The 11839-nt window shown below is 69.1% G+C and carries 13 protein-coding genes; 8 read left to right on the top strand and 5 right to left on the bottom strand.

Annotated elements, in window-relative coordinates; genetic code table 11:
• Window positions 1–526 (top strand): outer membrane lipoprotein chaperone LolA (gene lolA, locus AB7U92_RS11485; RefSeq protein WP_428576493.1); only part of this gene is annotated, 526 nt, incomplete at its 5' end.
• A gap of 9 nt (window positions 527–535) precedes the next feature.
• On the opposite strand, the gene AB7U92_RS11490 is transcribed toward lolA, so the two are convergent.
• Both AB7U92_RS11490 and AB7U92_RS11495 read right to left on the bottom strand, forming a co-directional pair.
• On the bottom strand, window positions 536–1222 hold the full coding sequence (locus AB7U92_RS11490) for a hypothetical protein (protein ID WP_428576496.1): 687 nt from the start codon (window positions 1220–1222) through the stop codon (window positions 536–538).
• Window positions 1223–1248: 26 nt separating this feature from the next.
• On the bottom strand, window positions 1249–1605 hold the full coding sequence (locus AB7U92_RS11495) for a hypothetical protein (protein WP_428576499.1): 357 nt from the start codon (window positions 1603–1605) through the stop codon (window positions 1249–1251).
• Window positions 1606–1687: 82 nt separating this feature from the next.
• Between AB7U92_RS11495 and AB7U92_RS11500 the strand changes: the two genes are divergently transcribed.
• The 6 genes from AB7U92_RS11500 (at window position 1688) to AB7U92_RS11525 (ending at window position 7771) form a co-directional block, all read left to right on the top strand.
• The gene (locus AB7U92_RS11500; RefSeq protein ID WP_428576502.1) at window positions 1688–3016 is read left to right on the top strand and encodes a replication-associated recombination protein A; all 1329 of its coding nucleotides are present in this window, start codon (window positions 1688–1690) and stop codon (window positions 3014–3016) included.
• 242 nt (window positions 3017–3258) lie between these two features.
• Window positions 3259–4182, top strand: coding sequence for a branched-chain amino acid ABC transporter permease (locus tag AB7U92_RS11505; protein ID WP_428576505.1), 924 nt, complete (start codon window positions 3259–3261; stop codon window positions 4180–4182).
• A 15-nt stretch (window positions 4183–4197) separates the two neighbouring features.
• Window positions 4198–5283, top strand: coding sequence for a branched-chain amino acid ABC transporter permease (locus AB7U92_RS11510; RefSeq protein ID WP_428576507.1), 1086 nt, complete (start codon window positions 4198–4200; stop codon window positions 5281–5283).
• 10 nt (window positions 5284–5293) lie between these two features.
• Window positions 5294–6070 (top strand): ABC transporter ATP-binding protein, encoded by a 777-nt coding sequence (locus AB7U92_RS11515; protein WP_428576510.1) that lies wholly within the window; start codon window positions 5294–5296, stop codon window positions 6068–6070.
• 10 nt (window positions 6071–6080) lie between these two features.
• Entirely contained in the window at window positions 6081–6794 is a 714-nt protein-coding gene (locus AB7U92_RS11520) for an ABC transporter ATP-binding protein (protein WP_428576513.1), read from the top strand.
• Between the two features lie 101 nt (window positions 6795–6895).
• Window positions 6896–7771 carry a CsgG/HfaB family protein gene (locus AB7U92_RS11525; RefSeq protein WP_428576515.1) on the top strand — a complete coding sequence of 292 codons (876 nt, stop codon included), beginning with the start codon at window positions 6896–6898 and terminating at the stop codon, window positions 7769–7771.
• Window positions 7772–7821: 50 nt separating this feature from the next.
• Here AB7U92_RS11525 and AB7U92_RS11530 read toward each other — a convergent pair whose 3' ends face one another.
• Both AB7U92_RS11530 and AB7U92_RS11535 read right to left on the bottom strand, forming a co-directional pair.
• On the bottom strand, window positions 7822–8796 hold the full coding sequence (locus AB7U92_RS11530; protein ID WP_428576518.1) for a Bug family tripartite tricarboxylate transporter substrate binding protein: 975 nt from the start codon (window positions 8794–8796) through the stop codon (window positions 7822–7824).
• A complete protein-coding gene (locus AB7U92_RS11535) occupies window positions 8780–9823 on the bottom strand; it encodes a CDP-6-deoxy-delta-3,4-glucoseen reductase (protein WP_428576521.1) in 1044 nt (347 codons plus the stop codon). The genes AB7U92_RS11530 and AB7U92_RS11535 overlap by 17 nt, the downstream gene beginning before the upstream one ends.
• A 54-nt stretch (window positions 9824–9877) precedes the next feature.
• On the opposite strand from AB7U92_RS11535, the gene AB7U92_RS11540 reads away from it, so the two are divergent.
• Window positions 9878–10780 carry an SDR family oxidoreductase gene (locus AB7U92_RS11540; RefSeq protein WP_428576524.1) on the top strand — a complete coding sequence of 301 codons (903 nt, stop codon included), beginning with the start codon at window positions 9878–9880 and terminating at the stop codon, window positions 10778–10780.
• Between the two features lie 15 nt (window positions 10781–10795).
• On the opposite strand, the gene AB7U92_RS11545 is transcribed toward AB7U92_RS11540, so the two are convergent.
• Window positions 10796–11839: S1C family serine protease (locus AB7U92_RS11545; protein ID WP_428576527.1), on the bottom strand; the 1044-nt coding region annotated here is incomplete at its 5' end.

Raw genomic sequence — 11839 nt, forward strand, 5'->3', positions numbered from 1 at the left:
CGTGCGCGACGTGAAGAGCGGCAGCGCACAGTTCACGCAGACCGTGACTTCGCCCGACGGCGCCAAGAAGAAGACCAGCAGCGGCGACTTCCAGTTCGCGCGGCCGAATCGCTTCCGCTTCGCCTACACCAAGCCCTTCGAGCAGGTGATCGTGGCCGACGGGCAGAAGGTCTGGATCTATGACGCCGACCTCAACCAGGTGAGCTCGCGCAAGCTGTCGGCCGCCATCGGCGCCACGCCGGCCGCGCTGCTGGCCGGCGGAAATCTCGAGAAGGACTTCGAGCTCTCGCCGCTGCCCGCGGCCGAAGGGCTGGAGTGGGCGGCCGCGAAGCCGAAGGCCAAGGACAGCGCCTTCGATTCGCTCAAGGTGGGATTCCGCGGCAAGGAACTCGCCGCGGTGGAGATCGTCGACAGCTTCGGCCAGCGCTCGCTGCTGCAGTTCAGCCAGTTCAAGCCGAATGCGGCGGCGCCTGCGTCTGCGTTCAAGTTCGTCGCGCCCAAGGGCGCGGACGTCATTGAGCAGTAGCCGGTCTCTTCAGAACGAATATTTGAAGCCGACCGTCCACAGCCGGACGCGCGGCGAATCGTTCTGCGTCGCCAGTGACGCATTCAGGCTCAGCTTGTCGGACGCGGCCCAGCGCACGCCGAGGCCGAGCCACTCGTCGCTGCGGTCATCGCCATAGACCTCGCCCATCAGGTCGACGCCGTTGCCGAGCGACTTCTCGATCGCCAGGTTCCAGGTCGTGCTGTTTGCATCGGCGCTTTCGCTTCGCACCCAGCCGAGGTTGGCGTGGCCCGTCCAGCTCGGCGCGATCTCGCGCGTGGCCACGAGGTTCAGGTACGTCAGTTCGTGTTCGAACGAGCCGCCGCCCACCTTCGCGCCGGTCAGGCCCCAGGCCAGCGTCAGGCCGAGGCCGTCACCGGAGCGGGTGATGAGGCCGGTCTTGCCGCCCAGCAGCAGACCCTCGCCCGTGACACCGGCGCTGCGGGCGCGGCTGTAGGCCAGGGCCACCTGGGTGTTGCCGCCGATGCCGCAGGCGCCTTGCAGCGTCCAGCCGCGGGCGTCGGGCGTGCCACTGGCCGATTGCCGGCCGTAGAAGCCCTCGGCCTCGCACTGGCTGCGGCCCAGATAGTCGGCGTCTTCGGTGGCGAGCGGGCGGCCGGCATGGGCCGTGCCGGCCAGCGCGAGCAGGGTGGCGGCGAGAGCGAAGCGTTGGTTCATGCTGCGGTGTCCAGGTGTTTGCGTGATCAGAAAGGTTCCCAGTCCTTCGGGTCGGTGGCGTGCGTCGTGTCGCCGCGGCCGCCGGTGTGCCGCTCGGGCAGCCGCGCCACGTTCGTGGCCCGTTGCGGGCTGCGGCGCTCCTGACCGTGCCAAGGCGCCGGTGCCGATTCTGGCGCAGGCGAGGCGAGTGCCGCGGCGATGCGCGAGACCTGCAGGCGCAATTGCAGCGCGGCCCGGCGGGCGCGCTCGCGTTCGAGCGGATCGGCGACCCTGTCGGCCGTTGCCGCGAGCCAGCGCTGCAGCGCCGGCTCCAGGGCCGCCAAGTCGCGCGACAGGGCCTCGAGGCGGTCGATGGCATCGGCGTCGGGCAGCGGCTCGGACATGGCTGGGTTCGCGGGTTTCGCCCTGGGCTTCGTCACTTCGCGCCGGAACTTGAGCCCGGCGGCCGGCTGCGACAATCGCGCCATGTCGACGCTCGAACTGCCGCTGGAGGATCCACACCCGGCGCCCGCCGTGGCGGCCGAAGCGCCGCTGGCCGAGCGGCTGCGCCCGCGCACGCTGGCCGAGGTGATCGGCCAGCAGCACCTGCTCGGGCCGGGCAAGCCGCTGCGCGTGGCCTTCGAATCCGGCCGGCTGCATTCGATGATCCTGTGGGGCCCGCCGGGCGTGGGAAAGACCACCCTGGCGCGGCTGGTGGCCGGCGCGTTCGACGCGCAGTTCATCGCCATCTCGGCGGTGCTCGGCGGCGTCAAGGAGATCCGCGAGGCGGTCGAGCGTGCGCAGGCCGTGCAGGCGCAGGCCCGCCGCACGGTGGTCTTCGTCGACGAAGTGCACCGTTTCAACAAGAGCCAGCAGGACGCCTTCCTGCCGCACGTGGAGTCGGGCCTGTTCACCTTCATCGGCGCGACCACCGAGAACCCGTCGTTCGAGGTGAATTCGGCGCTGCTCTCGCGCGCCACGGTGCACGTGCTCAAGAGCCTGTCCGACGAGGACATGAAGGCGCTGATCGAGCGTGGCCGCGCGCTGCTGAAGGCGCCGCCGCTGAGCGACGCGGCGGCCACACGGCTGGTCGGCTACGCCGACGGCGATGCGCGCCGCCTGCTCAACGCCTACGACAATCTGGTGGCCATGGTCGGGCCCGTCGAGGAGATCGACGAGGCCATGCTGGAGAAGTCGCTCGGCGAACAATTGCGCCGCTACGACAAGGGCGGCGAGCAGTTCTACGACACCATCTCGGCGCTGCACAAGGCGGTGCGCGGCAGCGACCCCGATGCGGCGCTGTACTGGTTCGTGCGCATGCTCGACGGCGGCGTCGACCCGCGCTACGCGGCGCGCCGGCTGATCCGCATGGCCAGCGAGGACATCGGCCTGGCCGACCCGCGCGCATTGCGCCTGGCGCTCGACGCCGCCGAGACCTACGAGCGCCTGGGCTCGCCCGAGGGCGAGCTGACGCTGGCGCAGGCGGTGGTCTACCTGGCCGTGGCGCCCAAGAGCAACGCCGTCTACACCGCCTACAAGGCGGCGCGGGCTTTCGTGGCCGCCGACGGCACGCGCTCGGTGCCGCTGCACCTGCGCAATGCACCGACGAAGCTGATGAAGAGCCTCGACTACGGCCGCGGCTATCGCTACGCCCACGACGAGGAGGGCGGCTTCGCGGCGGGCGAGAGCTACTGGCCCGAGGACATGGTGCCGCCGAGCTTCTACGAGCCGGTGGCGCGGGGGCTGGAGATCCGTATCGGCGAGAAGTTGGAGGAATTGCGCCGATTGAACGACGAGGCGAAGAATCGTCGGTGAAGTGTCTGCATGACCTTATGTTCAACCGGCATGCTTGCGGAAACTCCGTACGATCTGCCTAGGACCTGACGCCTAGAATGCGCCCCCAACGCCGAACCCTTAGGTGAAAGCCACGGCCCGTCGCAGAACCTGCGGCGGGCTTTTTGCTAATAGAGTGAAAGCGCCCGGGTGGTGCGCACCGCCCGCCGAGGCCGCCGCCTCGACAAAGGTGGCCCGATCGACAACGGCAGGAGATTCCCTCGATGGAGACCTTCATCCAGCAGATCATCAATGGTCTGGTGCTCGGCAGCATGTATGCGCTGGTGGCACTGGGCTACACGATGGTCTACGGCATCATCAACCTGATCAACTTCGCCCACGGCGAGGTGCTGATGGTCGGGGCCCTGACCAGCTGGACGGTGGTGACCGCGCTGGCGAACTCGGGCCTGCCGGGCTGGGCGATCCTGCTGATCTCGCTGGCCTGCGCGATCGTGGTTTGCACGGTGCTGAACTTCACGATCGAGAAGGTGGCCTACCGGCCGCTGCGCAACGCACCGCGCCTGGCGCCGCTGATCACCGCCATGGGCATGAGCCTGCTGCTGCAGACGCTGGCGATGATCATCTGGAAGCCGACCATCAAGAGCTACCCGATCCTGCTGCCCACCGAACCGATCAACGTGTTCGGCGCGGTGATCAACACGGTGCAGATCATCATCCTGATCACCACCGCGGTGGTGCTGAGCGGGCTGATGTACCTCGTCAACTACACCAAGCTCGGCCGGGCGATGCGAGCCACCGCCGAGAACCCGCGCGTGGCCGGCCTGATGGGCGTGCGCCCCGACATGGTGATCTCGGCCACCTTCGTCATCGGCGCGGCACTCGCCGCGATCGCCGGCGTGATGTGGGCGGCCAACTACGGCTCGGCCTCGCACACCATGGGCTTCCTGCCCGGCCTGAAGGCTTTCACCGCAGCCGTGTTCGGCGGCATCGGCAATCTGGCCGGTGCGATGGTCGGCGGCGTGGCTTTGGGCCTCATCGAGGCGCTGGGTGCGGGCTACATCGGTGCACTCACCGGCGGCGTGCTCGGCAGCCACTACCAGGACATCTTCGCCTTCATCGTGCTGATCCTCGTGCTGACGCTGCGACCCTCGGGTCTGCTCGGCGAGCGCGTGGCGGACCGGGCCTGATTCGGGAGCACAGACATGAAAGACAAGAAGATCGTCGTCTTCCTGCTGGCCGCCGTCGGCCTGCTGATCCTGCCCTTCATCGCGCAGCTGTTCGGCAACGCCTGGGTGCGCATCATCGACATTGCGCTGCTGTACGTGCTTCTGGCCCTCGGCCTGAACATCGTGGTCGGCTATGCCGGCCTGCTCGACCTGGGCTACGTGGCGTTCTATGCCGTGGGCGCCTACATGTTCGGCCTGCTCGCGAGCTCGCACCTGTGGGAGCAGTTCCCCGCGATTGCCGCGACGTTCCCCGAGGGCCTGCACACGCCGCTGTGGATCGTCATCCCGGTCGCGGCCCTGCTGGCCGGCCTGGCCGGCGTGCTGCTCGGTGCGCCGACGCTGCGCCTGCGCGGCGACTACCTCGCGATCGTGACGCTGGGCTTCGGCGAGATCATCCGCGTGTTCCTGAACAACCTGGACCACCCGGTCAACATCACCAACGGCCCCAAGGGCATCGGGCCGATCGACTCGATGCACCTGTTCGGCTTCGATTTCGGCAAGCGCCACGAGCTGTTCGGCTACGACATCCCGCCGGTCGTCAACTACTACTTCCTGTTCCTCTTCCTCGTCGTGCTCAGCGTGCTGATCTGCTACCGCCTCGAGCGCAGCCGCATCGGCCGCGCCTGGATGGCGATCCGCGAGGACGAGATTGCCGCCAAGGCGATGGGCATCAACACCCGGAACATGAAGCTGCTCGCCTTCGGCATGGGCGCCACCTTCGGCGGCGTGGCCGGGGTGATGTTCGCCGGCTACCAGTCGTTCATCACGCCCGAGGCCTTCAGCCTGCAGGAGTCGATCATGATCGTCGCGATGGTGGTGCTCGGCGGCATCGGCCACATCCCGGGTGTGATCGTCGGCGCGCTGCTGCTGGCGGCGCTGCCCGAGGTGCTGCGCTACGTGGCCGGCCCGCTGCAGGCCATGACCGACGGCCGGCTCGACGCCTCCATCCTGCGTCAGCTGCTGATCGCCACGGCGATGATCGTGATCATGCTGCTGCGCCCGCGCGGCCTGTGGCCTTCGCCGGAACACGGCAAGGCGGCGCCCACCCCGGTGGCGAAGTGAGGAGAACGGCATGAGCGAAATCGTCCTCAAGGTGGCGGGTGTCTCCAAGCGCTTCGGCGGCCTGCAGGCGCTGTCCGACGTCGGCATCACCATCACCAAGGGCCAGGTCTACGGCCTGATCGGCCCGAACGGCGCCGGCAAGACCACCTTCTTCAACGTCATCACCGGCCTGTATACGCCCGACTCCGGCACCTTCGAGCTCGGTGGCGCGCCCTACAAGCCCACTGCGGTGCACGAGGTCGCGAAGGCGGGCATCGCGCGCACGTTCCAGAACATCCGCCTGTTCGCCGAGATGACGGCGCTGGAGAACGTGATGGTCGGCCGCCACGTGCGCAGCCAGTCGGGCCTGATCGGCGCGGTGTTTCGCACCGGCGGCTTCAAGGCCGAGGAGAAGGCCATCGCCGAGCGCGCGCAGGAATTGCTCGACTACGTGGGCATCGGCAAGTACGCCGAATTCAAGGCGCGCACGCTGAGCTACGGCGACCAGCGGCGGCTCGAGATCGCCCGCGCACTGGCCACCGATCCCAAGCTGATCGCGCTGGACGAGCCGGCCGCCGGCATGAACGCCACCGAGAAGGTGGTGCTGCGCGAGCTGATCGACCGCATCCGGAATGACGGGAGAACGATTCTCCTGATCGAGCACGATGTCAAGCTCGTCATGGGCCTGTGCGACCGCGTCACCGTGCTCGACTACGGCAAGCAGATCGCCGAAGGCACGCCGGCGGACGTGCAGAAGAACGAGAAGGTGATCGAGGCCTACCTCGGCGCCGGACACCAGGCGCATTGAGGGACAGGACATGGCAAACACGTTGCTCGAGGTCAGCGGCCTGAAGGTGGCCTACGGCGGCATCCAGGCCGTCAAGGGCGTGTCATTCGAGGTGCAGGAGGGCGAACTCGTCAGCCTGATCGGCGCCAACGGCGCCGGCAAGACCACCACGCTCAAGGCGATCACCGGTCTGCAGCCGGCCGCGTCGGGAGACATCAAGTTCCTCGGCCGCAGCATCAAGGGCCAGGGGTCGTGGGATCTGGTCAAGCAGGGCCTGGTGATGGTGCCGGAAGGGCGTGGCACCTTCACGCGCATGACCATCACCGAGAACCTGCAGATGGGCGCCTTCGTCCGCAACGACAGCGAGATCGAGGCCGACATCGACAAGGTCTTCACCATCTTCCCGCGCCTGAAGGAGCGGCGAAACCAGCTCGCCGGAACGATGTCCGGCGGCGAGCAGCAGATGCTGGCGATGGGCCGCGCGCTGATGGCCCGGCCGAAGGTGCTGCTGCTCGACGAGCCCTCGATGGGCCTGTCGCCGATCATGGTCGACAAGATCTTCGAGGTGGTGGCCGACATTCATGGCCGCGGCACGACCATCCTGCTGGTCGAGCAGAACGCCAGCCGCGCGCTCGGCCTGGCCAACCGGGGCTACGTGATGGACTCCGGCGAGGTCACGATGACCGGCGAGGCCAAGACCTTGCTGGCCGATCCGAAGGTGCGCGCAGCCTACCTGGGCGAGTGAAGAAACTTCTTCTCGGCCGATGCCCGAGTTAGGTGTGTATCGGGATGCATGCGCTCCCTATACTGCGCAGCCTGACGAATCGCTCACCGAGGAGAAGAACCATGAACCACTCCACCCGTTCGCTCGCCGTGCTGGCCTCCGCCGCGGCGGCTGCGCTCCTTTCAGGCTGCCTGGCCACCACGCCCACGATGGGCGGCAACAAGGGAACCGTCTCCGGCGCAGCCGGTGGCGAGACCGCCGAGAACAACAACTCGGCCCTGGAGAAATGCACCGAGTCGCTGGGCACCCTGGCGATGCAGGAAGACACCAACGCGCCCTGGTACTACAGCCTGCGCGACTACCAGCTCGGCTCCACGCTGCCGGTGCTGCGCCTGATGGTCCAGCAGAGCAATTGCTTCGTCATCGTCGAGCGCGGTCGCGCGATGAACAACATGATGACCGAGCGCAACCTGCAGGCCAGCGGCGAGATGCGCGACAACAGCAACTTCGGCAAGGGCCAGATGGTGGCGGCCGACTACACGATGAGCCCGCAGATCCAGTTCGCGCAGAAGACCGGCGGCGCGGCGGCCGGCTTGCTCACGCGGGCCTTCGGCGGCCTCGGCGCCCTGGCCGGGGGCATGAGCGCCAACGAGGCCTCGACCACGCTGCTGCTGATCGACAACCGCTCGGGCGTGCAGATCTCGGCGGCCGAGGGCACGTCGAAGAACTACGACTTCAACCTGTTCGGCGGTTTCTTCGGTGGCTTCGCAGGCGCCGGCGGCGGCTACTCGAACACGCCGCAGGGCAAGGTCGTGGTCGCCGCGTTCGCAGACTCCTACAACCAGATGGTCAAGGCGCTGCGCAACTACAAGGCGCAGACGGTCAAGGGTGGCCTGGGCACCGGCGGCCGACTCGGCGTGGATGGCGGCACCACGCCTGCTTCGAAGGAAGTGACGGCGCCGCCCAAGCCCACCACCCAGCCGACGAAGAAGAAGTGATGCCAACCGGGCCGGCGAGCCCGGCCTGCGATTGAAACGGCGGCGCGAGGTCAGTCGACCTTCGCGCCGCTTCGCTTCACCACCTGCTCGTACTTGGCCAGCTCGGCCTTCACGAAGGCGCCGAACTGCTCGGGCGTGGTCGGCATCGGCTCGGCCAGCAGCGTGGCCAGCCGCGCCTTCATTTCGGCCGAGCCGAGCGCTTCGACGAAGGCCTTGTTCAGGCGCTGCGTCGTCTCCGCCGACAGCTTGGCCGGGCCGAACAGGCCGAACCAGGTGTGGATGTCGAAGCCGGCCAGCGCCCCGCCGCTCTCGGCGATCGTCGGCAGCTCCGGCACCGCGGGCGAGCGCTTCGCAGTGGTGACGGCGATCGCGCGCAGCTTGCCGGCCTTGATGTTGGCCGAAGCCGAGGCGAGGTTGTCGAAGTTCAGGTCGACCTGGCCCGACAGCAGCGCGAGCTGCGCCGGATTGCCGCCGGCATAGGGGATGTGGACCATGAACACGCCGGCCTGCGCCTTGAACATCTCGCCGGCGAGGTGGCCTGCGCTGCCATTGCCGCCCGAGCCGTAGTTGAGCTTGCCGGGGTTGGCCTTCGCGTATGCCACCAGCTCGGCCACGGTCTTCACGCCGAAGCGGTCGGCCGCCTCGGGGTTCATCACCAGCACGTTGGGCACCTGCGCCACGCCGGTGATCGGCGTGAAATCGCGGATCGGGTCGTAGGGGATCTTCGCGTACAGCCAGGGGTTGATGGCATGCGTGGCCACCGCCCCCATGACGATCGTCGTGCCATCGGGCGCCGCCTTGGCCGCCAGGTCCGCGCCGAGGTTGCCGCCGGCGCCGGGCTTGTTCTCCACGATCACCGTGCCGAGGCTGTCCTTGACACGCTCGGCGAGCGCGCGCGCCACGATATCCAGCGGCCCGCCGGGCGGGTAGGGCACGATCAGGCGGATCGGCCGGCTGGCTTGCGCGAAGACCGGCGCCGCGATGGCGGCCGTACCGAGGACCAGGAGATCACGCCTGCGTGCCATGCTTGTCTGCCTCCGAAGTGAAACTGTCCGCATAGAACTCGTCGGGCGGCAGACCGCAGCGAGCCACGAAATCCCGCTGCGCCGACTCCACCATGACCGGCGCGCCGCAGGCATAGACCTGGTGGCCGGACAGGTCAGGCAGGTCGGCCATCACGGCCTGGTGCACGAAGCCGGTGCGGCCGGCCCAGTCGTCCTCGGCGTTCGGCTCGGAGAGCACCGGCACGTAGCGAAGGTTCGGCAGGCGCTCGGCGGCGGCCTGCGCCCAGTCGTGCAGGTACAGGTCGGCCTTGCTGCGGCAGCCCCAGTACAGCACGGCCGGCCGCGTGATGCCCTTGAACTCCATGTGCTCGATGATCGCCTTGATCGGCGCGAAGCCGGTGCCCGAGGCCAGCAGCACGATCGGCTTGTCGCTGTCCTCGCGCAGGAAGAAGCTGCCGAACGGCCCCTCGATGCGCAGGATCTCCTTCTCCTTCATCGCGCCGAACACATGGTCGGTGAACCTGCCGCCGGGCATGTGGCGCAGGTGCAGCTCGATGGCCGGCTTGTCGGTCTGCGTGTGCGGCGCGTTGGCCATCGAGTAGCTGCGCCGCGCGCCGTCGCGCAGGATGAACTCGACATACTGGCCGGCGTGGTAGCGCAGCACCTCGTTGGCGGGCAACTGCAGGGTGAGCACGGCCACGTCGGGCGCGGGCTTGACGAGGGCCATGACCCGCGCAGGCATCTTGCGCACCGGGAACTCGCCGGCGCCGGCCACAGTGCGGGCCTCGATCACCACGTCGGTCTGCGGCGCTGCGCAGCAGGTGAGCATGAAGCCGGCGGCCTCCTCGTCTGCCGACAGCGCCTTGGACTGGTGGGCGCCGTGGATCACGCGGCCCTCGAGCAGGCGGCACTTGCAGGAGCCGCAGGCGCCGTCCTTGCAGCCGTAAGGCAGGCCGATGCCGGCGCGGATGGCTGCATGGAGGATGGGTTCGTCGCGTTCGACGCTGAAGTGGCGGCCGCTGGGCTGCACGGTCACGGTGAAGGGCATGGCGCGAAGGGGACCGACAATGCAAAGGGAATCTCGAATTGTGCCCCCACCCCCATGACCCTGACCTGCCCGTCCCCCGCGCGCCGCCAACGCCCCGTGCTGCTCATCGTCGGCTGCGGCGACGTCGGGATGCGCGTGGCGCGCTTGCTGCGCGGCCGCTGGCGCGTGCTGGCGATGACCTCCAGCCCGGCGCGTTGTGCCGAACTGCGGGCGGTGGGCGCCGTGCCGCTGGTGGCCGATCTCGACGCGCCGGCCACGCTGCAGCGCGCCGCTGGCCTGGCCGATGCCGTGCTCCACCTGGCGCCGCCGCCGCTGGCCGGGCGCAGCGATCCGCGTACGCGCCATCTGCTGCAGGCGCTCGCCCGGCGCGGCGGTGCGCGCTGCATCGTCTACGGCAGCACCACCGGCGTCTACGGCGACTGCGCCGGCGCGCGTTTCGACGAAACCCGCGCGGTGGCCCCGGCCACCGACCGCGCCTGGCGTCGTGTCGATGCCGAGCAGCGCTTGCGCTGGCACGGCCGGCGCTTCGGCACGCGGGTAAGCATCCTGCGCATTCCCGGCATCTATGCCGGCGACCGCCCCGGCGGCCACCCGCGCGAGCGGCTGGCGCGCGGCACGCCGGTGCTCGCCGGCGAGGACGACGTGTTCACCAACCACATCCATGCCGACGACCTGGCACGCGCGTGCATCGCGGCACTGCACCACGGCCTGCCGCAGCGCGTCGTGCACGCCAGCGACGACACCGAGATGAAGATGGGCGACTACTTCGACCTCGCCGCCGGACTCTGCGGCCTGCCGAAGCCGCCGCGCATCTCGCGTGCCCAGGCGAAGGAGCAGTTGTCGCCGATGCTGCTGAGCTTCATGAGCGAATCGCGGCGGCTGGACAACACGCGGCTCAAGCGCGAGTTGAAGCTGAGGCTGCGCTACCCGACGGTCGAGACGGGCCTGCTCGCCTGAGCCCGCAAGAAGGGATCAGATGCCCTGAGGCCGCCGCAGCGACCTCATGCGGTCGGTCGTGTGCACGGTGAGGGTCTGCACCTCGCCGTCGCGGCGGATGGTGAGCAGCACCTCGCGCTCGGCGCCGTTGCGCCACAGCGTCTTCCACAGGGTCTCGAGCGCGGCCACGTCGGCGTCGTCGATGCGCAGGATGCGGTCGCCCGGCCGGATGCCCGCCAGGTCGGCCGGGCTGTCCTGGGTGACGCGCAGCACGCGGATCTCGCCGCCGCGCTCCTCGCAGTTCAGCCCCAGCCACGCGCGGTGGCTGCCGCGCGAGGAGCCGCGCGCGCGCATCTCGGCGATCACCGGCTTGAGCAGGTCGACCGGCACGAACATGTTGCCCGGCAGCCGGCCGGCGCCGGGGCCCAGCGCATCGCCGACCACCAGCGAGCCGATGCCCAGCAACTCGCCGTCGAGATTGAACAGGCCGGCACCGCTGTGGTCGCTGCGCGGCGGCACGATGAACAGTGCCGTGTCGATGTGGTACTCCCAGTAGCCCGAGAAGGCGCGCTGGGACACCAGCCGCGCCAGACTCAGGCCGCCGTCGGGCACGCCGCTGGCCACCATCAGAGGTTCGTCGGGCGTGACACCCGCGGAGCGCCCGATCGGCACCGGTGTCACCTTCAAGGGAGTGAGCGCCTGCAGCAGGCCGAAGCCGGTGGCCTGGTCGTAGGCCACCACGCGCGCCGGCACGCGGCGCTCGCCGTCGACGATCAGGTCGACACGCTCGGCCTCCAGGATCAGGTAGCCGATCGTCAGCACCAGGCCGTCGTCGCCGATCACCACGCCGGAGCCGATGCGCACCGGGCCCAGGGTGGCAGCCGAGCCGGCGTCTTCGACGGCTTCGCTGATCACGCCGACCATCGCGGCCTGCGCGCGCTCCAGCCCTTCGGTGCTCGCGTCGAACTCACTGCGCGCCGCCTGTGCCGGCCAGGCCAGCGGCAGGCACAGCGAGACCACGATCAACCCTCGGCGCAGCGATGACGCAAGCATGGCGGTCTCCGGCGAACCGCGCGAAGC

It is taken from the genome of Piscinibacter sp. (genome assembly GCF_050175855.1).
Taxonomy (GTDB): Bacteria; Pseudomonadota; Gammaproteobacteria; order Burkholderiales; family Burkholderiaceae_C; genus Piscinibacter.